The organism is Nocardia macrotermitis (assembly GCF_009604405.1).
In the GTDB taxonomy this organism is placed as follows: Bacteria; Actinomycetota; Actinomycetes; order Mycobacteriales; family Mycobacteriaceae; genus Nocardia; species Nocardia macrotermitis.
This window is the reverse complement of the sequence record NZ_WEGK01000008.1, coordinates 51,024-75,094: the sequence shown is the minus strand read 5'-3', so window position 1 is coordinate 75,094 and position 24,071 is coordinate 51,024. Positions and strand designations below refer to the sequence as shown.

Annotated in this window: 16 protein-coding genes and 1 pseudogene; 13 read left to right on the top strand and 4 right to left on the bottom strand. The window is 68.4% G+C overall.

What is annotated here, in order from left to right:
* The first annotated feature begins 51 nt into the window (after window positions 1-51).
* The 3 genes from inhA to NRB20_RS19545 all read left to right on the top strand — a co-directional run bounded on the left by inhA (window position 52) and on the right by NRB20_RS19545 (window position 3,539).
* Window positions 52-888, top strand: a complete 837-nt coding sequence (gene inhA / locus NRB20_RS19555) for an NADH-dependent enoyl-ACP reductase InhA (RefSeq protein WP_040824697.1) — start codon at window positions 52-54, stop codon at window positions 886-888.
* A gap of 15 nt (window positions 889-903) precedes the next feature.
* Window positions 904-1,947: a ferrochelatase gene (locus NRB20_RS19550; RefSeq protein WP_153411605.1), complete on the top strand. Its 1,044-nt coding sequence runs from the start codon at window positions 904-906 to the stop codon at window positions 1,945-1,947.
* Window positions 1,948-2,783: 836 nt separating this feature from the next.
* On the top strand, window positions 2,784-3,539 hold the full coding sequence (locus tag NRB20_RS19545) for a sulfite exporter TauE/SafE family protein (protein WP_319945137.1): 756 nt from the start codon (window positions 2,784-2,786) through the stop codon (window positions 3,537-3,539).
* 9 nt (window positions 3,540-3,548) lie between these two features.
* On the opposite strand, the gene NRB20_RS19540 is transcribed toward NRB20_RS19545, so the two are convergent.
* The gene (locus NRB20_RS19540; RefSeq protein ID WP_153411604.1) at window positions 3,549-4,301 is read right to left on the bottom strand and encodes a serine protease; all 753 of its coding nucleotides are present in this window, start codon (window positions 4,299-4,301) and stop codon (window positions 3,549-3,551) included.
* 121 nt (window positions 4,302-4,422) lie between these two features.
* Between NRB20_RS19540 and NRB20_RS19535 the strand changes: the two genes are divergently transcribed.
* Window positions 4,423-4,914: a pyridoxamine 5'-phosphate oxidase family protein gene (locus tag NRB20_RS19535; protein ID WP_153411603.1), complete on the top strand. Its 492-nt coding sequence runs from the start codon at window positions 4,423-4,425 to the stop codon at window positions 4,912-4,914.
* A 149-nt stretch (window positions 4,915-5,063) separates the two neighbouring features.
* Here the strand turns inward: NRB20_RS19535 and NRB20_RS19530 are convergent, their stop codons facing one another.
* Window positions 5,064-5,873, bottom strand: coding sequence for a hypothetical protein (locus NRB20_RS19530; RefSeq protein ID WP_153411602.1), 810 nt, complete (start codon window positions 5,871-5,873; stop codon window positions 5,064-5,066).
* A 506-nt stretch (window positions 5,874-6,379) separates the two neighbouring features.
* On the opposite strand from NRB20_RS19530, the gene NRB20_RS37620 reads away from it, so the two are divergent.
* Both NRB20_RS37620 and NRB20_RS19520 read left to right on the top strand, forming a co-directional pair.
* Window positions 6,380-6,793 carry a response regulator gene (locus NRB20_RS37620; RefSeq protein WP_194289927.1) on the top strand — a complete coding sequence of 138 codons (414 nt, stop codon included), beginning with the start codon at window positions 6,380-6,382 and terminating at the stop codon, window positions 6,791-6,793.
* 32 nt (window positions 6,794-6,825) lie between these two features.
* Complete coding sequence (locus tag NRB20_RS19520; RefSeq protein ID WP_153411600.1) at window positions 6,826-11,175, top strand: HAMP domain-containing protein; 4,350 nt, start codon at window positions 6,826-6,828, stop codon at window positions 11,173-11,175.
* 24 nt (window positions 11,176-11,199) lie between these two features.
* On the opposite strand, the pseudogene NRB20_RS19515 reads toward NRB20_RS19520, so the two are convergent.
* Window positions 11,200-12,014: pseudogene (locus NRB20_RS19515) on the bottom strand (DUF3097 domain-containing protein).
* Window positions 12,015-12,094: 80 nt separating this feature from the next.
* Between NRB20_RS19515 and NRB20_RS19510 the strand changes: the two are divergent.
* From NRB20_RS19510 to NRB20_RS19480, 7 genes are all read left to right on the top strand, one after another.
* The gene (locus NRB20_RS19510) at window positions 12,095-12,526 is read left to right on the top strand and encodes an NfeD family protein (RefSeq protein ID WP_319945136.1); all 432 of its coding nucleotides are present in this window, start codon (window positions 12,095-12,097) and stop codon (window positions 12,524-12,526) included.
* Window positions 12,527-13,822, top strand: a complete 1,296-nt coding sequence (locus NRB20_RS19505; RefSeq protein WP_153411599.1) for an SPFH domain-containing protein — start codon at window positions 12,527-12,529, stop codon at window positions 13,820-13,822.
* Window positions 13,823-13,904: 82 nt separating this feature from the next.
* Complete coding sequence (locus NRB20_RS19500; RefSeq protein WP_153411598.1) at window positions 13,905-15,299, top strand: ABC transporter substrate-binding protein; 1,395 nt, start codon at window positions 13,905-13,907, stop codon at window positions 15,297-15,299.
* Window positions 15,296-17,830 (top strand): hypothetical protein, encoded by a 2,535-nt coding sequence (locus tag NRB20_RS19495; RefSeq protein WP_153411597.1) that lies wholly within the window; start codon window positions 15,296-15,298, stop codon window positions 17,828-17,830. The genes NRB20_RS19500 and NRB20_RS19495 overlap by 4 nt, the downstream gene beginning before the upstream one ends.
* Entirely contained in the window at window positions 17,827-19,770 is a 1,944-nt protein-coding gene (locus NRB20_RS19490; RefSeq protein WP_153411596.1) for a tetratricopeptide repeat protein, read from the top strand. The genes NRB20_RS19495 and NRB20_RS19490 overlap by 4 nt, the downstream gene beginning before the upstream one ends.
* A gap of 339 nt (window positions 19,771-20,109) precedes the next feature.
* Complete coding sequence (locus NRB20_RS19485) at window positions 20,110-20,439, top strand: transglycosylase family protein (RefSeq protein ID WP_153411595.1); 330 nt, start codon at window positions 20,110-20,112, stop codon at window positions 20,437-20,439.
* A gap of 311 nt (window positions 20,440-20,750) precedes the next feature.
* The gene (locus NRB20_RS19480) at window positions 20,751-22,682 is read left to right on the top strand and encodes an MFS transporter (protein ID WP_227833702.1); all 1,932 of its coding nucleotides are present in this window, start codon (window positions 20,751-20,753) and stop codon (window positions 22,680-22,682) included.
* 262 nt (window positions 22,683-22,944) lie between these two features.
* Here the strand turns inward: NRB20_RS19480 and NRB20_RS19475 are convergent, their stop codons facing one another.
* On the bottom strand, window positions 22,945-24,051 hold the full coding sequence (locus NRB20_RS19475; RefSeq protein WP_153411593.1) for a saccharopine dehydrogenase family protein: 1,107 nt from the start codon (window positions 24,049-24,051) through the stop codon (window positions 22,945-22,947).
* Window positions 24,052-24,071: the final 20 nt, after the last annotated feature.

Below are 24,071 nucleotides of genomic sequence, written 5' to 3'. Positions count from 1 at the left end.
CGGACCGTAGGGCCCGGCGAGAATCTCGAGAACGAGGAGAACCGACAACTCATGGGCGGATTGCTCGATGGCAAGACCGTACTGATCACCGGGATCATCACCGATTCGTCGATCGCGTTCCACGCGGCCGCGGTCGCACAGGAACAGGGTGCGAAGGTGATCATCACGGGCATTCCGGAGCGGCTGCGGCTGATCGACCGGATCGCCAAGCGGCTGCCGCAGGAAGTCCCCCCGGCCATCGGCCTGGACGTGACCAGCGAGGAGGATCTGGCGGGCCTGGCCGACCGGATCCGCGAGCACGCGCCCGAGGGTGTGGACGGCGTGCTGCATTCGATCGCGTTCGCCCCGCGCACCCTGATGGGTCCCGAGGCGCTGCCGTTCCTGGACGGTCCGGGTTCGGACGCGGCCAAGGCGTTCGAGATCTCGGCCTGGAGTTACGCCTCGCTCGCGCGCGCGGTGCTGCCCGCCATGAACGAGGGCGGTTCCATCGTCGGCATGGACTTCGATCCGCGCACCGCGATGCCGTTCTACAACTGGATGGGTGTGGCCAAGGCCGCGCTGGAGTCGGTGAACCGGTACGTCGCGCGGGAGGTGGGCGAGGCCAAGCGGGTCCGCTCCAACCTGATTGCCGCGGGTCCGATCAAAACCCTTGCGGCCAAGGCGATCGCGGGCACCGCGACCGATGACGCCAAGCAGCTCAACATGCTGAACACCTACTGGGACGGCGCGTCGCCGATCGGCTGGAACGTGGACGACCCGACCGTGGTGGCCCGCTCGATCGTCACGCTGCTCTCGGACTGGCTGCCCGGCACCACCGGGTCGATCATCTACGTCGACGGCGGCGCGAGCCACAACACCTGGTTCCCCGAGAACTTCTCCGGTAACTGAGAACCGTTCGCCGGTATGGGATTCGACGCGGTGCTGCTGCTGTCGTTCGGCGGGCCCGAACGCCCCGAGGACGTGATGCCGTTCCTGGAGAACGTCACTCGGGGCCGGGGCGTGCCGCGCGCGCGGCTCGAAGAGGTCGCGCAGCACTATCTGCACTTCGGTGGCGTCTCGCCGATCAACGCGCTGAACCGGGACATCATCGCGGCGCTGGAGGCCGAATTCGCCACGCGCGGTGTCGATCTGCCGGTTTACTTCGGTAATCGGAACTGGCATCCGATGGCGGAGGACACTGTCGAGACGATGCGGGCGGACGGCGTGCGGCGCGCGCTGGTGTTCCCGACCTCGGCCTGGGGTGGCTACTCGGGGTGCCGCCAGTACGACGAGGACATCGTGCGGGTGCGCGAAAAGGTCACGGACGCACCGGAACTCGTGAAGCTTCGGCAGTACTTCGATCATCCGCTGCTGATCGAATCCTTCGCGGACGCGATTCGCGCCGCAGTACAGGACATTCCGGCGGACCGGCGCGAGCGGGCTCGGCTGGTCTTCACCGCACATTCGATTCCCGTGTCCGCGGACAACTCGGCCGGACCTCCGGACGAGGGCGGGAAGCTCTACAGTCGCCAGGTCGCCGAGGCGGCCCGATTGTGCGCGGCGGCAACGGGATTCGCCGAGTACGACGTGGTGTGGCAGTCCCGTTCGGGTCCACCGCAGGTGCCGTGGCTCGAACCGGACATCGTCGACCATCTGGACGAACTCTCGGCCACCGGCGTCGACGCGGTCGTGATCTGCCCCGTCGGCTTCGTCTCGGACCACCTGGAGGTGGTCTGGGACCTGGACAACGAGGCGCGCGAGAAGGCCGGTGAACTCGGGATGGCCTTCGCGCGCGCGGCAACTCCGGGAAGTGATCCACGTTTCGCGCGGCTCATCGCCGAACTCGTCGCGGAACATCTCACCGACGTGGCCCCACGTCGAGTGGGCACGGTTCCGGGCTACGGCTGCACCGTGAACGGTGCGCCGTGCGCCGTCGGCTGCTGTGAGCCGCCGCGCCGAACGCGATGACGCACCGGTCGGGCGGTGGCCCGGCCGGATGCGCGTACTCGCAGTGGTCACTCGGCGGGAAGTCGAGCCGCACCATATCGGTGACGTCGTTACTTCGCCGACGTTTCCACGTCGAATCACGAACCTGACGTTGCTTACCTTGACCCTGATGTTCGATGACCCTGGTGTGCTTATGACCTTGGTGTTCGATCGGACCCGCAGGTCCGAAACCTTGTGTCCGCCGGTCTGACCGACATGAGCGTTGTCGGCCGCGTGGCTGAACTTTCTCGGCCGTGTGGTCGGACCTTGTTGGCCGTGTGGCCGAACTTTGTCGGCCGTGTGGCCGTACCTTGTCGACCGTGCAGCCGGAGCTTGTCGACCGTGCAGCCGTACCTTGTTGGCCGTGTGGCCGGACCTTCTCGACCATGCAGCCGGAGCTTGTCGACCGTGCAGCCGTACCTTGTTGGCCGTGTGGCCGGACCTTCTCGACCATGCAGCCGAACTTTGTCGACCGTGCGGTCGGACCCTGTCGACCATGCAGCCGGACCTTCTCGACCATGCAGCCGAACTTTGTCGAACTCTGTTGTGCTGCTGTCGAACTCTGTTGTTGTGAAAAGAATAGGTCGGGGTGTGGGCCCGCAGCCCGAGTAGGTCACTACTCGAATACCGTTGTGCCACGGGCTCGATCGCGCGTCGAGGTACTCGCAGATTCGGGGTGGGTTCGACCGGCCGCCGAGACCGGCGCTGCGCCGGTATTCATGGGATGTTTGAATGGAGATGTCATCCCGGCGATCCGGGCCGCGCGGGTGATCGGCGAATGGCGACGGGTCCGCGGCGATGAGGGATGGTGAGCGCGGGTGGGTCCGTGGCAGGCGCTCGAACTGCTGGGTGTCGGCTTCGCCGCGGGCCTGGTCAGTGTGCTGGTGAGTCTGGCCTCGCTGGTCTCGTTCCCGGCGCTGCTGGCGCTGGGGCTGCCGCCGGTGGCGGCGAACGTCACCAATACCGTCGCGTTGGTGTTCACCGGGCTCGGCGCGACCGCGGGGTCACGGACGGAACTGTCCGGTCGCGGGCGGGTGGTGTTGCGGCTGGGGCTGCTCGCGGCGGCGGGTGGCACGGTGGGTGCGGTCACGCTGCTGCTCGCCCCGGCGTCGTCGTTCCAGATCGTGGTGCCGTTCCTGATCGGTGGGGCGTCGGTATTCCTGCTCGCCCAACCGCGACTGGCGCGGCTGCGCGCCGCCTACGACGGCGCGGAACGGAAGTGGCGGCAGCGGGGCCTGCTGATCCTGCTGTTCGGCGCGGCGATCTATGCCGGATACTTCGGAGCCGCGGGCGGCATCCTCATCCTGGCGATTCTGACCGCCATGTTTCCGACGTGGACGCCGCAGCAGGTCAATGCGGTCAAGAACACGGTCGGTATGTGCGCGAACGGTACTGCGGCAGTGGGATTCGTGATCTTCGGTCCGGTGCACTGGGGTGCGGTGCTGCCGCTGGGTCTGGGATTCCTGATCGGCGGCTGGGTGGGGCCGGCCTTCGCGCGGCGACTGCCGGACAACGCGTTACGGGTGATCGCGGCGACCTGCGGGATCGCCATGGCGGTGAAATTCGCGCTGTAGCAGCGGGATTCACAGCCCCGTCGACGGGATGCGCGCGTAGACGCCCGGATAGCCGGGTTGTGCCGAACCCTTGCCCCAGGAGGTGATTCCGGCGACCGCGCCATCGACGAGAAGTGGTCCGCCGCTGTCGTATTCGCCGGTGTCGGCGGTGGTCGATCCGGCGCACAGGGCCTCGGCCGGCACGAATTCCGGGCCGTAGGCGGTCGCGCAGGACGCATCGGTGGCCAGCGGGACGGTGACCGCGCGCAGCTGTGCGTTCGAATCGTCGGCATCGGAGGTCGCGCCCCAGCCCACGACGGTGCCGGTGCGGCCGTGTGGCGCGGCGACGCGGGCGGTCGGACGCTTCAGCGGGGTCGCCAAGGTGAGTACCGCGATGTCGTGGTGGAAGCTCAGGTCGCCGTCGAAGGTCGAGACGTGGAAGGCTGGATCGACCCGGATCGCCTTGACGCCCACGGTGATTCCGTCGTGACGGGTCAGATCGGCGCGGCCGAAGGTGACCCGCAGCGCGCCCGGGGCGGGCTGGGCGAAGACCGCGCAGTGCGCGGCGGTGAGCACCTTGTCCGGGGCGATGAGCGCGCCACCGCAGAACTGGCCGCCGGGCCGCAGCGGAAAGGCGGGGGAGCTGATCGCGCCCAGCCAGGGATACGCGGTGGCCGGAACCGGTGCGCCGCCGACGACGGCGGTGGCGGGTGTGGTCGCGCAGAGGGTGGAACCGGCCGCGGCCAGCGCCAGGACCACGGCGGCGGTGCGTGCGTAATGCATGGGCGCGACCTCGATGTCTGCCGGGAACGGGACGATGATCATTCAATCAGAAGGGGCCGACAACCGGGGCCCGGAGCGGGATCGGCCGAATCTGTCGGTGGGCGGAGTTACCGTGAGCCGCATGACCATCTGGACCGAGTTCACCCAGGCGTCCCCGCGCATTTCGGAGGTGTTCCTGCGTCGCCACGCGGCGGCGGGGAATCTGTGCCTGCTGGCGACCACCCGCTCGGACGGATATCCGCGGATCAGTCCGTTGGAACCGCGGATCTTCGAGGGGGAGTTGTGGCTGGTGGGTATGCCCGGCACCACGAAATTCCTGGATCTGCGCCGCGATCCGAGATTCTGCCTGCACACCGCGACGCTCGACTCGCAGGTCGGTGACGGCGACGCCAAACTCTTCGGTACCGTGCGGGAGGTGCCCGATGCCGAGCTACAGCGCCGCTGGGCCGAATCGCTCTACGAGGACACGGGCTTCGATCTGCGCGGGGAGAAACTCGAACCGTTCTTCGCCGCCGATATCACCGGTGCCTCGGCCGTGCTGGTCGGGGACGGGCGGATGGAGGTGGTGATCTGGAAACCCGGCGAGCCCGAACGTGTCGTGGTCAAACATTGACGCGGGGTCTGGTCGAACACTGGCGGGGGTCTGGTCGAACACCGGCGCGGGTCCGGTCTAACAGCGACGCGGGTTTGATCGGACAGTGACGCGTGTTTGGTCGGACAGTGCGGCGGGTCGCGGTCGAACAGTGCGGTTCGGCCGGGTGATCACGCGGTCGCGTGGATCGCGGCCAGGCGTGCGGCGCGGATCGCGTTCCACAACGGGCGCAGCAGGGTCTCCTGGGCGGCCATGGCACTGGCCGAACTCGGTGCCGAGGCCGGTTCGTGCTGTGCCACGGTGAGGATCGCGGCCACGTGGTCGGCCGTGTCGAGGATGCGGCGGGCGCGCAGCGGGATGGAATCCGGATATTCGTGCCGGGAGTACTCGGCCAGTTCGTCCTCGATGAGTTCGCGCGGGTCCGCGCTGCCGGAGTTCACACCGGTGGTCTGCAGGCGGGCGAGCGCGTCGGCGGCGTCGCGGACGGCCTGGCGGATCGCGTACTCGGCTTCACCGAGCGGCATGTCCTGCTCCACGATCTGCGGCACCTCGGTGCGGTAGACGGTCCACTGCAGGGTCTCCTCGTCGACCCACTGCGGGACCAGGCCGATGCCGTCGTCGCCGGGCACGCCGATCAGGATGCCCTCCTGCGCCTCGACCGCCGCCCCGGCGAACTCACCGCCGGGGGGCAGCCCCCGGACATCGCCCGGCACCGGCAGCACCAGCCGGGTGCGCGCCCGCGGATCACCGGCGGCCTCGCGAATCAGCTTGAGCAGCAGCATGATTCCGACGCCGCCGCCCTCGAGGGATTCGCCGCCGGGCCACGGCAGGCCGGTGTGTCCGCCGGTGACCGGATCACCGGCGGCGACCAACTGGCGGGGCGCCCAGGCGTGCAGCGAGTCCAGCACGTCGTCGGGCGCGCTGCGACCGGCCAGCCACGCGGCGGCCCACGCCGTCAGCGTGGCACTGGGAGAACACATGTTTCGAGCATAACTGCGCCGTTGCTTGTGGGCCGCCCATGCCTGTCGGTCCGTTCGGATACTGTGCATGGCATCGACTACCAGGGGGAGATCATGAATCACACCGATCGGTCGTACGCGCTCGTCGATGGCTCGGGCGTGGCGGCCCTCGCGTCGGGAAGTCCGGATGTGAAGCCCGCCAACGACACCGTCGTGCGGCGCGCGATCGGAAAGTCGGATCGGGCTGCCGCGCAACGGTTCTGCGGAGGCCCGCGCGGGAACTTCGGCGGCTGCCGGGGCGGCACTTCGGAGCAGGCGGTACCCGTCGCTGTCGTCACCCGGCCCGGCCGTCGCCCGCCGGATGCGTTGCATTGCGTATCGGCGCGGCCGATATCGCCGACCCACACGAACCGTGCGCCGGAACCGCGCGTCGCGGCAGCGCGGCCCCCGCGCGGGCGGGGCAACCCGGTCGATCGAGTCCGACCGAGGCCGCGAGGGGGCTGGTGCGGCGGAATAGACTGACGCTCATGTCGGCTGACATCTCGGGCGGTCCCACGAGGCTGCTGCTGGCGGAGGACCATCCGATGGTGGTGATGGCGCTCGATTCGGCGTTCGAACTCGTCGAGGACATCGACCTGGTCGAGGCGACCGGTTCGATCGCGGACACCCTCGCCGCGGCCGCCCGGATCCGTCCCGACGTCATCCTGCTCGACCGGCGCCTGCCCGACGGTAACGGCATCGACGCCATCGAACGATTGCACGAGGTGTCCCCGGCGGCCAGGGTGCTGGTCTACACCGGGGACGCGGACAGACCCATGCGTGACCGGGTGATCGCGGCCGGTGGCGCGGGTCTGGTGCTCAAGACCGGCCTGTTCGACGACCTGCTGCGGATCGTGCGGCGGGTCGCGGCGGGCGAGAACTGTTTCGACGCGGATCTGTAGATTCCGACGGCCCCAGGGAAGCGGGGACAGCGATGACCACCGACACCGCCACGGCGGATCGTGTGAACAGCAACGACGAGCGCCTCCAGCCGCTGCTGGAGGGCCTCAAGGCGGTACGCGACGGGGATTTCCGGCGCTACCTGCCGGAGGTCGGCGATCCTGTGCTGGACGAGATTTCACTCGTCTTCAACGGCATGGTCGATCAGCTGGCGCTGTTCACCACCGAGGTCACTCGCGTCGCGCGCGAGGTCGGCACGGAGGGAAAACTCGGCGGTCAGGCCGCGGTTCCGGGGGTGTCGGGCAGCTGGAAGGACCTGACCGACTCGGTCAATGCGATGGCCGACAACCTCACCGCCCAGGTCCGCGATATCGCGAGCGTGGCGACCGCGGTGGCCAAGGGGGATCTGTCCCAGAAGATCGCCGTGGACGTCAAGGGTGAGCTGCTGGAACTGAAGAACACCCTCAACACCATGGTCGATCAGCTCTCCTCCTTCGCCGACGAGGTCACCCGTATGGCCCGGGAGGTCGGCAGCGAGGGCCGGCTCGGCGGGCAGGCCAAGGTGCCGGAGGTCTCGGGCACCTGGCGTGATCTCACCGAATCGGTGAACATCATGGCCGGGAACCTGACCGCCCAGGTCCGCTCCATCGCCGAGGTCACCACCGCGGTGGCGAAAGGTGATCTCTCGCAGAAGATCACGGTCGACGCGCGCGGCGAGATCCTCGAACTGAAGAACACGATCAACACGATGGTCGACACGTTGTCCTCGTTCGCCGACGAGGTGACGCGTGTGGCGCGCGAGGTCGGCACCGAGGGCCGGCTCGGCGGGCAGGCCCAGGTCGTGGGCGTGTCGGGCACCTGGAAGAGCCTGACCGAGTCGGTGAATTTCATGGCCGACAATCTGACCGATCAGGTGCGCTCGATCGCCGAGGTCGCCACCGCCGTCGCGAAAGGTGATCTGTCGCAGAAGATTCGGGTGGATGCGCGGGGTGAGATCCTCGAGTTGAAGGACACGATCAACACGATGGTCGACACGCTGTCCTCGTTCGCCGACGAGGTCACGCGGGTGGCCCGGGAGGTCGGTACCGAAGGTCGTCTGGGTGGTCAGGCGGATGTGAAGGGTGTGTCGGGGACGTGGAAGGGCCTGACGGAGTCGGTGAACGTCATGGCCGACAACCTGACCGCGCAGGTCCGCTCCATCGCCCAGGTCACCACGGCGGTCGCCCGCGGCGACCTGTCGCAGAAGATCCGGGTGGATGCGCGGGGTGAGATCCTCGAGTTGAAGGACACGATCAACACGATGGTCGACACGCTGTCCTCGTTCGCCGACGAGGTCACGCGAGTGGCGCGCGACGTCGGCACCCAGGGCCGTCTGGGTGGTCAGGCGGATGTGAAGGGTGTGTCGGGGACGTGGAAGGGCCTGACGGAGTCGGTGAACGTCATGGCCGACAACCTCACCGATCAGGTGCGCTCGATCGCCCAGGTCGCCACCGCCGTGGCCAAGGGCGACCTGTCGCAGAAGGTCACCGTCGAGGCCAAGGGCGAGGTCGCGGCGCTGGCCCAGACCATCAACACCATGGTCGACACGCTCTCGGCGTTCGCCGACGAGGTCACCCGTGTCGCCCGCGAGGTCGGCACCGAGGGCATCCTCGGCGGGCAGGCGCGGGTGCCGAACGTGGCCGGTACCTGGAAGAGCCTGACCGACAACGTGAATTCGATGGCGGGCAACCTGACCAACCAGGTCCGCTCGATCGCCCAGGTCACCACGGCGGTGGCCCGCGGCGAGCTGTCCCAGAAGATCGACGTCGACGCGCGCGGGGAGATCCTCGAACTCAAGACCACGATCAACACCATGGTCGACACGCTGTCCTCGTTCGCCGCGGAGGTCACCCGCGTGGCCCGCGAGGTCGGCAAGGAGGGACAGCTGGGTGGTCAGGCCGAGGTCGAGGGCGTCTCGGGCACCTGGAAACGCTTGACCGAGAACGTGAACGAACTCGCCGGGAACCTGACCCGTCAGGTGCGCGCGATCGCCGAGGTCACCGGCGCGGTGGCCACCGGCGACCTGACCCGGTCGATCTCGGTCGAGGCCAAAGGCGAAGTGGCCGAACTGAAGAACAACATCAACGCGATGGTGCAGTCGCTGCGCGAAACCACCCGGGCCAACGAGGAACAGGCGTGGCTCAACACCAATCTGGCCCGGATCTCCGGCCGCCTGCAAGGACACCGTGACCTCTCGGCCGTCGCGCAGCTGATCATGAATCAGGTGACCCCGCTGGTCGGCGCCCAGTACGGCACCTTCTTCTCGATGGAGTCCGAGCGGGAACGCGCCATGCTGCGGCTGATCGCCGGATACGGGCGGATCGAGGACGGTACGGTCTTCGACCTCGGCGAATCACTCGTCGGTCAGGTGGCGCTGTCCAAGCAGACCATCGTGATCGACCGCACCCCCTCGGATTACCTGCAGATTTCCTCCGGGCTGGGCGCGGGGCGTCCGGCCAGTCTGATCGTGCTGCCGATCATCTTCGAGGATCAGGTGCTCGGCGTCATCGAACTGGCCTCGTTCACCCGGTTCACCGTGGTGCAGCGGGACTTCCTCGAACAGCTCATGGAGAGCATCGGCGTCAACCTGAACACCATCATGGCCAACGCCCGCACCGACGCCCTGCTCGGCGAGTCCCAGCGGCTGGCCGGCCAGTTGCAGCAGTCCAACGCCGATCTCGAGGAGAAGGCCGAACTGCTGGTCCGCCAGAACCGCGATATCGAGATGAAGAACTTCGAGATCGAACAGGCGCGGCAGGAGATCGAGGAGCGGGCCCAGCAGATCGCGCTGGCCTCCAAGTACAAGTCCGAATTCCTCGCGAACATGTCGCACGAGCTGCGCACGCCGTTGACCAGCCTGCTGATCCTGGCCGGGGTGCTCGCGCAGAACGCGTCGCGGAACCTGACCGACAAGCAGGTGGAATTCGCCAAGGTGATCCAGTCCGCGGGCAAGGATCTGCAACAGCTGATCGACGACATCCTGGACCTGTCGAAGGTCGAGGCCGGGAAGATGGACGTGCGCACCGAGCCGGTCGCGCTGCCGCAACTGCTGGACTACGTGCAGAGCACCTTCCGTCCGCTCACCACCCAGAAGGGCTTGCGTTTCGAGGTGGAGGTCGCGCCGGACGTGCCGCCGCAACTGGAGACCGACGAGCAGCGGCTGCGTCAGGTGCTGCGGAATCTGCTGTCCAACGCGGTGAAATTCACCGAGACCGGGACCGTGCGGCTGCGGGTGTGCCGCACCGGCGAGCACATCGCATTCTCGGTGAGCGACACCGGAATCGGTATCGCCGAACAGAATCTGGAGACGATCTTCGCGGCGTTCCAGCAGGCCGACGGCACCACCAGCCGCCGCTACGGCGGTACCGGTCTGGGCCTGTCGATCAGCAGGCAGGTGGCGAATCTGCTGGGCGGGCAGATCAGCGCGGAGAGCCGGATCGGGGTGGGCAGTACGTTCACGCTGTCGCTGCCACTGACGCCGCAGCTGGAGATCGTCGCCGAATCCCGAACGCGGCCCGAATCATCCGCGCGCACGGTGCTCGTCCTGGAGGATTCGGTCGACCGTCCGCTGACCCGCCTGGTGTCCGGAGTGGTCGCCGAACTGGCCGACAGCGACGGTCCGGTGCGGCTCGAATCGGTGGGCTCCTGCGAGCGGGCCCTCACCGTCGCGGGGACCTGTCAGTGCGTGCTGGTGGACGTGAATCTGCCGGGCGCGTCCACGCCCGATTTCCTGGGTGCGCTGCGATCGGCGATGACGGTGAAAGGCGCTGCGGTGCTTGCCTATCCGGTAGGTGAGCCGGACGCGGAGCGGTATCGGTTCGTGGAGGCGAGCGCGCGGACGCATCAGGTGGAACTGGTCGGCACGGCCGACGAATTCCGGGAGCGATTCGTGCTGCTGCTCGCGCGCCCGCACCCGGCCGAGCCCGAACAGCCCGGCACCCATCGCCGGTATTCGGGACTGCGCGGCCGCAAGGTGCTGCTGGTCGACGACGACACCCGCAACGTGCTGGCCATCGCGGGCATGCTGGAGCTGAACGGGATGAGCGTGGACCATGCGGCCAACGGCCGCAAGGGAATCGAGGCGTTGCAGGCGAATCCGGACGTCGACGTGATCCTGATGGACGTGATGATGCCGGAGATGGACGGCTACGCCACCACCGCCGCGATCCGCCGGATGGCGCGATTCGACCGGCTGCCCATCATCATGGTCACGGCCAAGGCCATGGCCGGTGATCGTGACAAGAGCCTGGCCTCGGGGGCGAGCGATTACATCACCAAACCGGTCGACGCGGACGATCTGCTGGCCTGCATCGGGCGCTGGCTCAATGTGCCGATCGACGAGTAGCGCCGTGCCGAGTAAGGCTGCGGCTCAGTCGGTTTCGGTCACGAAGTCGATGAGCCGCTCCACCGCGCCCAGTAGCGGGGCCTCCAGATCGCGGAAGGAGTCGACCGCGTTGTAGACCCGCCGCCAGCCCTCCTGCGGTGTGCCCCAACCGAGTCGGCGGCAGATCCCGGTCTTCCAGTCCTCGTCGCGCGGCACCCGCGGCCATTCGGCGATACCCAGCGCCTGCGGCCGCACGGCCTGCCAGACGTCGACGTAGGGATGCCCGGTGACCAGCACGTGCGGGCCCAGGCCGGTGGTGAGGTTGGATTCCTTGGATCCGGCGACCAGGTGGTCGACCAGGACGCCGACCCGATGCCCCGGCCCGGGTTCGAATTCGGTCAGCCGCGCGGCCAGATTGTCCAGGCCCTCGAGGTGCTCGACCACCACGCCCTCCACCCGCAGGTCGTGCCCCCAGACCCGCTCGACCAGCGCCGCGTCGTGCACACCTTCGACCCAGATGCGGCTGCCGCGCGCGACTCGCGCGCGCAGTCCCTCCACCCGGGTCGAGCCCGACGCCGAGCGGGTCGATCGTTGCGGCGGCGCGGCCTTGGGGCGCACCAGGGTCACCGGCTTTCCATCGATCAGAAATGCGGCCTCGCGCAACGCGAAAGCCGCACCACCCCGTGCCGGTCCTCGAGTTTGACGAACTCGCCGTCGTAGGTGCGCTCGAAACCCACGACGGCGCCGCAGAATCCGGTGGCGGCGTCCTCGGCGACCAGATCGCGTTCGGCACTCACCTCGGGCACCGCGCGTTTGCGGGTGCGGGAGTGGCCGGAGTAGATGTCGCCGTACTCGTTCACGAGCTCGAAAATACAGTCTCGGCAACGTTTTGCGCGTCCTTGCCCGGTTCGGGACGTTCCGGACGGCTACTGTTGAGGGCGTGGCCGCTATCGTGTGGCTGGTCGCGGGCATCGCGCTCGCCGCCGCCGAAATGCTCACCGGTGACTTCACGCTGCTCATGCTGGGCGGTGCCGCACTGGTGACCGCCGGTGTGGCCGGAATCGGGGATACCTCGATCGTCACCGACGCCATCGTCTTCGGGGTCAGCGCGCTGGCGCTGTTGTTCCTGGTGCGTCCGATCATGTTGCGGCGCTTCTCCGTTCCGCCGCCGACACCGACGAATGTGCATGCCTTGCCGGGCAAGACGGCCAAGGTGCTCGAGACCGTCAACGACGAAACGGGCCGGGTCAAGATCGACGGCGAGGTGTGGAGTGCCAGGCCGCTGGACCCGGCCGAGGAATATGCCGAAGGGGAAACCGTGTACGTGATGAAGATCGACGGTGCGCATGCCGTCGTGTGGAAGGGGCCGTAAATGGTTGCACTGATCGTCGCCGTCGTCCTGGTCCTGCTGGTCGCGGTGGTGGTGTTCAAGTCGATCGCGCTGGTGCCGCAGGCCGAGGCCGCGGTGATCGAGCGGCTGGGCCGGTATTCGCGCACGGTGTCGGGGCAGCTGACCTTCCTGGTCCCGTTCGCCGACCGGGTGCGCGCCAAGGTGGATCTGCGCGAGCGGGTGGTGTCCTTCCCGCCGCAGCCGGTGATCACCCAGGACAACCTGACCGTGCAGATCGACTCGGTGGTGTACTTCCAGGTCACCAGCCCGCAGGCCGCGGTGTACGAGATCAGCAACTACATCGCCGCGGTCGAGCAGTTGACCATCACCACCCTGCGCAACGTGGTCGGCGGGATGACCCTGGAGGAGACGCTGACCTCCCGCGACCAGATCAACTCGCAGCTGCGCGGGGTGCTGGACGAGGCCACCGGCCGTTGGGGACTGCGTGTTTCGCGGGTCGAGCTCAAGGCGATCGATCCGCCGCCGTCGATTCAGGAGTCGATGGAGAAGCAGATGAAGGCGGATCGCGAGAAGCGCGCGATGATCCTGACCGCGGAAGGTAACCGGGAGGCGCAGATCCGCACCGCCGAGGGCGCCAAGCAGGCGCAGATCCTCTCGGCGGAGGGTTCCAAGCAGTCCGCGATCCTGTCCGCGGAAGGTGAGCGGCAGAGCCGGATCCTGCGCGCGCAGGGTGAGCGGGCCGCCGCCTACCTGCAGGCGCAAGGTCAGGCCAAGGCCATCGAAAAGGTCTTCGCCGCAATCAAATCCGGTAAGCCGACCCCGGAACTGCTTGCGTACCAGTACATGCAGACGCTGCCCGAGGTGGCCAAGGGCGACGCCAACAAGGTGTGGATGGTGCCCAGCGATTTCGGCAAGGCGCTGGAGGGCTTCGCGCGCAACTTCGGCACGCAGGGTGAGGACGGGGTGTTCCGTTATCAGCCCAGTGCCGATGACGCGGAATCTGCTGGAAGCGAGGACGATTCGGACGAGGTCGCCGACTGGTTCGACGTGAAGACCGATCCGGCGGCCGAACGCGCTGTGCGCGCGGCGGAAGCAGCGGCCGCGGCACCGGTCGAGGCGCCTTCGCTCGGCGGCGGCAGCCGTAATACGCCCGCGCAGGGCGCGATCGCCGAGCAGCCGCATCCGGCGCAGTTCCAGCCGCAGCCGCCGTCGTATCAGCAGCGGCCCCCGGCTCAGTATCAGCAGCCCCAGCAGCAGCCGCCGCGATCAGGTCAGGGTGATCCGCAGGGGTGGCGTCCGCCGGAGCCGCCGCGGTAACGCCTCGTCCCGGTCCGTCGATACCCGAATGACGGACCGGGACAACGCGGTTCACGTACTGCCAGGAAAGTTGTAGCGGGGGATGATCGCACGACGCGCGCTTCTGCAGGGCGGGTTGGTCCTGCCACTGGCCGCCGCGTGTGCGCCGGAGGTGCTGGGCGGGGATTCCGGGGCGGTGCGAATCGCGGTGTCCTGGAGCGGAAATGAGCTCGACGCGTTTCGCGCGGTGCTGAACGGGTTGGCGGCGGCGGGGACCTTCACCGGCCGGGTGGATGTGGTGCCGCTCGGGGATGACATCAATACCGCGCTGAGTGCGGGTGGGCGCGATGCGCCGGACATCGTCATGCTGCCCGACCCGGGCGCGATCCAGACCAAGGCCCGCGCCGGTCTGCGGCCGCTGTCGGAGCTGCGCGCCGAGGCGATCTGGAAGCCGGACGGGCAGCAGGCGTATGCCGAGCCCTGGTACGACCTGCTGTGGCATGCCGATTGCGGTCGGCAGCCGCAGCTGTACGGGGTGCCGTTCAAGGCCGCGAACATGTCGCTGGTGTGGTTCGATCGCATGGCCTTTCCCGGGTTCGATCCCAAGACCTGCACTTCAACCGGGGCCGATGGTCCCGATCAGTGGTCGTTGACGGACTGGGCCACCTATACCCGGCAGTTCGCCGACAGCGGTCGGCACCTGTTCGCGCTGGGTGCGGCGGATGGCTGGGTGCTGGCCTACCACTTCGCGAATGTGCTGCGCGCGGTCGCGCCGAGAGCCTACGAGGCGTTGTCCGCACCGGACGCGGCAGCCGGAAACTGCTGGCCGCCGCGGAAATCCGGACTTCCTGCCGCGAGTTGGAACCACCGTCATGTGCGGGCGGCGCTCACCGTGCTCGGCAAGATCTGGTGTGTGCCAGGGGGATTCGCCGGTGGTGTCGCCGAACCGCTGCGGCGGCAACTGGCCGACTCGATCCGCGATGTGTTCCAGCACCACCGTGCGGCCATGGTGGTGGCTCCGGACTACGCGGAACCTGTTGTGCGCGAATGTCTTCGGCGAGTCGGGCAGCCGGAGTGCACGGTGGGTGTGATCGGCTTCCCGGGTTATCTGGAGTGGAACGACCATCCGCCGTATATCGGCGGCGGTGATGTCATGGTGATCGCCGCGAACGCGTCGCCGCAGGCGGAGAAGCTGGTCGCGGCACTCGCCGCGGCGAATGCGTCCCAGCCATGGATACGCGACCACGGCGGCTTCGTTCCACCGAATGTGCGGACGGCCGACCCGGCGTCGTACTCGGGGCTGTTCCACGGTGTGACCGACCGGATGCGCCGATGGGACGTGTTCGACTTCGCCGACCTGGTCGGACCGCGCGGACGGCGAGACGGCCTGTGGCGCATACTGACCCGCTTCCTCATCGATGTCGGCGATCGGGGCGAGAAGGCGGTCGGCCCGGCGACCGACCGCGCCATCGGCGATCTGGAACGGACGTGGTCATGAGCGTCGACCGGATCGAGGCCAACGGCCTCGAGATGGAACTGGCCCCCCGCCGCCTGTCGGGCCGCCTCATCGGCGGCTGGTACCTGCGCGGCCTCGTGGCGGTCGTCGTACAACTCCCGGCCCTGGCCCTGGGCGCCCTCGTGCTGACCCCCACCGCCTGGTCGATCGCGGTCGTGGTCTTGTCCCCGCGCTACCGCTTCGTCACCGTCTGCTCGGCCGCGGTGATCTGCGCCGTCTGGACCTGGCGGCAATTATGGAGTCCGACAACTGAATCGGCGGATGGCACCTCGCCGGGACCTGCGGCGAGCGGTTCGGCCGGATCGGCGCAGAGTGCTGCGCGCGGACCGGTCCGGAACGGCTCGGCGGAGAGTGGTCCGCCAGGGGTGGCGGAGAGTGGTTCGCGAGAATCGGTCCCGAGCGGTTCGGCGGGGGTGGCGGTGAGTGGTTTGCCGAGACCGAGGGGGAGTGGCTCGTGGGGATCGGCCGAGAGTTGCCCGGCCGGTGGGGAAGAAGGCGAGCCGATGGTGAGCGGTTCGCCAGGACTGCCGGACCGGGAATCTGGCAAGGGCGGTTCGGGAAGATCGACACGGCGGGGCTCGGGGCGGCGGAGGTGGGTGCCGTATTGGCCCGAGTTGGGGGTGTGGTTGGCGTGGTTGGCCGGGGCTGTCGGGGCAGGGGTTCATTATGGGGCGCGGGGGAATTGGGGGTGGGCCGAGGCGGCTGGGGTGGGGGCCGTGCTGTTGGGGGTGTGGTGGTGGTTGGGGCGGCGGGGGACGAGGCGGTGGTATTGGGCGGCGTTGTTGCCGGGGGTGGTGGTTGCGGCGGGGATGATCGCCGCGATCGTGGCCACCGCGGGGAGTGAGGCGTATTGGATGACGGTCGTGTGGGTGGGGGCGACCTTCGGGCTGTTGGTTTTCACGGTGTGGATGGCGTGGTTGTTGCGGCGGACCTGGTGGCCCTGGTGGCCGCTGATCGTGCCGTTCGGGGTGTCGGCGTTCGTGGCGGGGCTGGCGTGGCGGTTGATCTTCGAGCCGATCGTGGATCCGGTGACGAGTGTGAAGATGCAGGCGTTCCTGTACGCGCTGATGCTGGGGGCGGCCTTCGCGTGGATCTGGTTCGGTGCGCTGTTCGTGCTGCTGCGGGCGGCGGCCGCGAGTATCGAATCGGATCCGGTGCGACGCGCGTATCTGGAGCGGCGGACGGGGATTCGGCGCTACTGGCGTCTGGTGGTGATGTTGAATCCGGTCATCATGATCGTCGGGCTGGTGGTCACGGTGGCCGCGGCGCGGGTATTCGACATCATTCTGGTGGGCGTGCCGGGGCCGTTGCAGTACACGTTGGACAGTGTGACCGTGCACTGGTGGCATCTGCCGTCCGATACCGCGGCGGATCATGTTGCCGCCGCGGCGTTCTCGCTGCCGCTGGCCCTGGTGGTCGGCGTCGTCGCATGGTTCCTGCAGGTCGGCATCCGGCGTCATCACGCGCGGTGGCCCGCACCGGGTCCGGCGGCGGTGCCGGTGCGATTGCGGATACCGGTGTCGGGTGTGTCCGGGCCGCGGCTGGCGAGGCACGAGATATGGATCCTGACCTGCGCTCGGGGCGTCGGTATCGGGTTCGCGAAGTGCTGGGCTCCGGTGCGGTCGGTCCTCGGTAGGAGAGTCGAAAGAATCGCGAATAACGGCAAAACCCTTGCGGCGCAGGATGATCCACCGCTGGGTACGCGACCGGCCGAACGCCGCCTGGTGGCCGTGGTGCGCGCGAGCCGACTGTCCTTCCGGATCGGCGCCGTACCGCTGGCGGCCCTGGCTCCGCTGGTAGTGCTGTTCGTGATGACATGGGCGGGATTCGACGGCCCGGCGTTGATCGGGGCGCGGTCGATCTGGGGCGATACCGAACTGTGGCGCGGTCTGATCGACACCGGCGTGGTCGCGGTGGTCGCCACCTTCCTGACCGTGAGCGCGGCACTGCCACCGGCCTACTACGCGGCGACCCTGCGGCCGGACAAGCTGCCCTCCCGCGCCCTGATGACGTGCCTGGTCGTCTTCGCGGTGCTGCCCGCGCAGGTCTACCTCGGCCCGATCCGGGCGGTCATCGTTCGATACGACCTGGCCGGGACGTCGATTCCGCTGATCCTCATGCACGCGGCGATCGGGCTGCCGATCGCGATCATGATCCTGCGCGGTGCGCTGCTCGCCCCAGCCGACGGCCCGCTGTCCGACACCCGCCGCGAACCGGCGAGCACCTCGATCATGGTGCGCAGCGTATTGCACAGTGCCGGACCGGCTCTCGTCGCGGTGGCGGTGCTGCAACTGGTGCAGGTGTGGAACGACTTCTTCATCGGCTTGCAGGTGCGCGGCGCGGACGCGAGCCCGTGGTCGCTGCTGTTGTGGAGTGACGCGCGCCAATTCCACGAGAGCACAGCACATCTGGCGGCGGGCGCATTGCTGTCGGCGGTCCCGCCGGTGGTGCTGCTGCTCGCGACCTGGCGGCGATTCCTGGTGCCGGGTTTGACCGGGGGCGCGCTGCGATGACATCGGCGGAAGATACGGTGGACTTCGGGCCGGACGAGTTCGCGGTCGAGTCCCCGGTGCAGATCGTCGCGAAATCCTCGCTGTGGCAGGGATTCCTGCGGACCGCGTCGGTGCTGAGTACCTCATTGCTGCTGGAATTGTTCAGCAAACTTCTGGAGAACAGGGTCGGGCAGAGTCCGACCCTGTCCGCGGCGTCGTCGTGGCTCAGCCGCATCGCCATTCTCGTGGTGCTCACTGCGGCGGCCTATCTGGTCCTGCGCAGAGTGGCCACGATGCGGGACCGGATGCGCGTGCGTCGGGAGATGCGGCTGACGGCCGATCTGATTTCGCCGGGCCCGAAGGTGAAATCGTGGCCGCCGCATTCCGCTGCGCTGAAACGCACTGTGCTGGGTAAATATCCGAGTGCGGCCGCATGCCCGGCGCTGTGGCGGTGGCCGCTGGTGCAACTCCTGTACGCGCTGCCGTTCGAACAGTACGAGGCCGTCGCACTCTACGAGATGGTCTCGGCGATCCTGACCGCCCGACGCCGGCTCCCGATCGACCTGCCGCAGCATTCCGCCTCGGCGACAACGGAAATCGACCGATTGACCCGGGCCGGACTGCTGGTGCGGATCGCCGACGACCGGGTCGCGGTGCGCCGCAGGATGCTGCATTGGGTCCGGGCGACGGCTCGACGGACCGAGGGTGCGTCGACACCGATCGAGAACGAGCCGGGATGGGATGCCGCCCTGCCCGCACTCATCCATCACCACGCGGATCGGGCGACCCGCTGGGCGGCCGCATTGGACACCCGTCGGCTGGGTGCGGGCGCGCAGCGCTGGTTCGAACAGGAGGCGGACCATCTGCTGGACCTGATCACCCGGTGCGCGCGGATGCGGAGGAATCCACGGCAGCGAGCCGTCGTCGAGGCGACTGTTCCGGAGCTGTTCCGCATCGCCGACGCCCTGGACCGCTGGTACGCCCGCAACGGCTGGAGCGGGTCGAAAAACGGCCTGGCGCAACAGATGTCGAAACTCCTCACCGTCGAGGAACAGCCTGTCGAATACGAGCTCACACAGATCCGCCTGCTCGACGCGGTTACAGAGCGCGATGGGTCCGTAACGCGCGACGCGGCGGGGAAGACTGCCACAGACCGCGCGGCGGATACCGAAACATCCAGCGCCGCAAGCGAACCCGGCCCGGCGATCGAATCCTCCGTATCCTGGCTGCATCGCTACAAGGCTTCCCTGACCGCCCGCCGCGACGAACGCGAGGCATGGAAACTCCTGACCCGGCGATCGACCCCGGAGTCCGTGCAGCGCGCGGGCGAACTACTCGAACGCGCCTGGCGGCGATTACCCGCCCGTGACGCCGCCGGTTCGGTCTGCCTCCTGGTCGACCTGGCGATCGTGCGGCTGCACGAGGGCAGGCTCGAGGCCGCGCGCAACTGTCTCGCGGTCGCCCAGACCCTGGCCGGTGACGATCGTGACCCCGCCGGTCTGGCACACGTCTACGAAACCCTCGGCGCGCTGCGCTGGATCCGCGGCGAACCCCGCCGCGCCCTGCACGACTGGCAGCGGGCGCTGACCCGCTTCCGGGATCTGGATCACGACCTCGGGACCTCCCGCTGCCTGCAACATCTGGGTTCGGCGCTGGCGGAGTTCCCCGAATACGGCGGGCTGCTGGTGAGCGGTGAGCCGGGCCTGGGTGAGGTGCTGCGCCAGGCGGGTGGCTGGCTGGCCGAGGCCGTGCGGCTGCGCGAGGTACTCGATCCGGATGCCGGGCCACCTGCGGAATCTCTCGCTGCCACGGCACTGTTGAAAGTGCGTGAACGGCTGGCTCACGAGCCCGGCCTGTTCGATCCGGAGCTGGATTCGCCCGAGGATCTGTTGCTCGAGGGTGTCGATCAATGGCCGCTGGCGGCCCCCGAGGACGCGATTTCGGCCTCCCGCGAGTCCTGAGGAAGAAAATTCAGAGACCCGGGTCACATTTATGTTGTGATCTCGAACACATAACGGGCCGTTAACGACATTTGTGTAATCCGTTATCTTTCCGATGTCAGCCCAGGGAAACCGGGTCCACTCTCATGGTTATGTTGACGGTATCGTCTCGTGATCTGAGCGTGATCTGTAGCGAATTCTCCGTTACCGTCGTTGGCGGCTCGGAAATCGAGCTGGAACTCGAATCGTCGAACACCGGAGACCTCGTCCCGTGATTCGAGTTCGGACCCGACTTCTCCGGGGACGAGGCCAGGCGCGGCACGAAGCGCCGAGGCGGATGGGCGCGGACAGGGAATCCTTATGCTTCGCAATCGCAAGATCAGCACTCTCGGAATCACCGCCGTCGCCGGGGCCCTCATCGCCGTCCCCTTCGGCCTGACCGCGACCGCCTCCGCACAGGGCGGCCACAACTGGGACGCCGTCGCGCAGTGCGAGGCCAGCGGCAACTGGGGCGCCAACACCGGTAACGGTTTCTACGGCGGCCTGCAGTTCACCCAGAGCACCTGGAACGCCAACGGTGGCAGCGGCAACCCGGCCAACGCCAGCCGCGCCGAGCAGATCCGCGTCGCGGAGAACGTGCTCGCGAGCCAGGGCCCCGGCGCCTGGCCGGTGTGCGGCTCGAACCTGTAAGTCGCGCTCGAACCGCAAAGTTCCATCTCGGCCCCGCCGTCCGGTATCCCCGGATGGCGGGGCCGAGGTCGTTTCCGGGGTCGGCTGGTTGCCTCGCCGCAGCGCTGCATCGATACTTCTGTTAGAGAACTATCAGTCTTGATGACTCCGGGCCGGACGGATCTCCCAGGCGACGGCCACCGCCGTGCAACGGCTGAATTGTTTGACTCTTCGCGTGATCGCTGCCCGCCGGACCGATCCGGGTCACACCGACGCTACCTCCATGATGTTCTGTTCTAGAATAATCATGTCGAGTGTGGGAGAGGTCGGTGATGGTGTTCGTCGAGTCGGCGCGCCCCCGGTTCGTGCGAGAGCATCCGCGCGCCGGTCTGCTCGCGGTCGGCGCGGTCTGCCTCGGCGCGTTCATGGGACAGCTGGACGCGAGCATCGTCACCCTCACCTTCCCGGCCGTGCAGCGCGAGTTCGGCGCGTCGCTGGCGGGTGTCGAATGGGTGTCGCTGGCCTACCTGCTGACCATCGTCGGACTCGTCGTGGCGACGGGCCGGATCTCCGACTCCATCGGGCGCAAGACGGTGTATCTCCAGGGCTTCGTCGTGTTCACCGTCGCGTCGGCGGCCTGCGCGCTCGCGCCGGGGCTGGGGTGGCTGATCGGGTTCCGGGTGTTGCAGGCAGTGGGGGCGGCCATGTTGCAGGCGAACAGCGTCGCGCTCGTGGTCACCAGCGTTCCGGCGAATCGGATGCGCGCGGCGCTGGGTGTTCAGGCCGGGGCGCAGGCGCTCGGGCTGGCGTTGGGTCCGGCGATCGGCGGGATGCTGGTGGATTCGGTCGGCTGGCGGTGGGTGTACGGGGTGAATGTTCCGGTCGGCATCGTGGCGCTGATCGCGGGACGGTATCTGCTGCCGCGCACCCGGCACCGCGCGATTCTCGACGAATTCGATTGGCGCGGACTGCTGTTGCTGATCGTGTGCACCAGTGCGCTGCTGCTGGCGGTGTCCTCGGTGTCGGGGCTCGGGGTTCCGGCGTGGGTTCCGGCGGTGCTGGTCGTGGTGTCGGTGCTCGCCGGGGCGGGACTGTGGTGGTGGTCCCGCCGCGCCGCCGATCCGCTGATCGATCTGGAGATGGTGCGGCCGAAGGCGGTCTGTCTGGGGCTGGCCGGGGCGTTCGGTGCTTATCTCGTGTTGTTCGGGCCGCTGGCGCTGTTCCCGCAGTTGCACGGGGCGAGCGCGGGGACCGGCCTGATCCTGACCGCGTTGCCCGCCGGATTCGCGCTCGCCGCCGTCGGTGGTGGGCGGGTGCTGCCGGACGCGTGGGACGGTCGTCGGCGCGAACGCGTCGGCGCGGTCCTCGCCACCCTCGCCTTGGCAGCGTTGCTGTGCGCCCCGGCGTCGGGGTGGTGGGTCTTCGGCTGGCTGGGGGTGCTGGGGCTGGGACTGGGCGTCTTCATTCCGAGCAACAACACCGGCATCATGAGCGCGGTCCCGGCGGGCCGATCCGGCACCAGCGGGGGACTGGTCAATATGGCGCGCGGTCTGGGCACCGCGGGTGGCGTCGCGGTGGTGACGTTCGCGCTGCACCTGGACGGCGACTCCGCGGGCCCGATCTCGGGTCCGCGGGCGGCGCTGCTCGGGCTGCTGTTCTTCGCGGTGCTGGCCGCCGCGACGACGCTGACCGGGCGTCGGGCACAATCCCGGACATCATCTCGGCGTGAGGAGTCACCGATGATCACATCCGCTGTCGAGCCCGCACCGGTGCGGACCGTGCGACCCGACGAGACCGCTGTCGCCGAGGTCATTGCCTGTCTGCGGCGCGCGATGCGCCGGGCGGCGCGGGCCGCGGATCCGGCCAACACTCTGTCGGTCGCCCAACTCGAACTGCTCTCGTGTGTATCGGAACATCCCGGCGTCCGGCCCGGTCAGCTGGCCCGGCTGCTGCGCCTCGCGCCCAATTCGGTGACCACCTTGGTCAACGGATTGCAGACGCGGGACATGATCACCCGCGCGCCGGGGGAGGATCGCCGCGCGGTGACGTTGACGCTCACCTCGGACGGTGAGGCCGCGGTCGAGGCATGGCAGGCGACCAACACCGATATCCTGCGCACCGCGCTGGACGACCTGCACCCCGGCTGGCAGCACCTGCTGGCCGCGGCCATGCCCGCGCTCACCGAACTCACTCGCGCGATCGATACTCTCGCCGATCCTGTTCCGGCGCAATGTGATTCGGACACGTCCGCGCACAGTGGATGATGCTCGGCCATAACGATCGGCGCAGGCGTTGTCTTGCCACACGGCCGGAATTGCGCGCAATCCTGCGGGCCGCAGGGCTTGCGCGAGAACAGGATCGGACCATTCGGACGCCGCGCCGGCCCTGGCCTCGGCCCGGCCATCATGGTGATGGCGCACAATTCCGGCCCTGCGTAATCCTCGAGTGCGTAATTCCGATGCCGCGCAATCCTGGCCTGGCGCAAGGTGCGCGCAATTCTGGCCTGGCACAGGGAGAATGAGCCGCCTATGAACCGGTCGCGCCGGTATCCTCGCGGCGAGTCCAGCCGGCCTCGAGCGCTGCGGCTTGCAGTGCGTCGATACCGAAGGCTTCGACCGGGCCCAGCGCGCCGATGTCGAGGAGGCCGCCGCCGAGGGCGGTGTCGGCTCCCCAGGCCAGCATGGCCGCGGTGAAACTGTAGGGATCGCCGCCGTCGAGGGTGATGCTCGCCGAGAGGTTTCCGGCGTCGTCGCGGGCTTCGGCGACGGCCCAGCCCTGATTGCGGTCGCGGGATCCGGCCGTGGGACCGCCGTTGGAGCCCTTGATGATTCGGGCCAGCGCGCCGTCGAGGGTGTGTTTCAGCGGCGTCGACCTGGCCGCGATCGCGGCGAGTTGCGATCCGGCGCGCAGGCCGTGCGCGACGAGCGTGGGCATGCCGAGGAAGACGTCGACGCGTCGCAGTTGCGGATGGGAGCGGGTCAGGGTGAAATGCTCGGATCCCGGCACCGATACGCCCGTGCGCTGTGTTCCGGCGACGTCGAAGGTACGCAGGTGCGCGCCGGAGAGCTCGGTGACGACGCGGCCGTCGCGCAGCGCGAAACCCGGTTCGAACAGCATTCCGGCCATCGAGGCGCGGGTGCCGCCGCTGGTGCCGGGATGGTCCATGAAGTATCCGATATCGAGGCGAGTGGCGTCGGGTGCCGCGCGCAATGCCAGTGCCGCGGCCAGATTGCCTGGGACGTAGTCGAATCCGAATGCGGTCAGCAGGGCCGATCCGGCGGCGCGGGCCTGCGCGTCGCGTTCGAAGACCTCGCGGATGAAGGGGCCCTCGCCGGTGGAGTCGAAGTAGTGTGCACCGGCGGCGACGGCCGCGTCGAGTGCGGGGCGGCCGTGGCGCAGGAACGGTCCGACCGTCGTCACCAGGACGTCGCCGCGATCGAGCAGCGCGCGCACCGACGCGGGGTCGGTGACGTCGGCGACCGCGGTCGGGGCGCCGCCGAGGTCGGCGGCGAGTTTCGCCAGGGCTGTCGCGTTACGTCCGGCCAGCACCGGTGCCGCGCCGCGCGCGATGAGGACCTCGGCGGTCAGTCGCCCGGTATATCCGGTCGCTCCGAACAGAACGATCTTCGGCATCGCCGTGATACCTGTCCCTT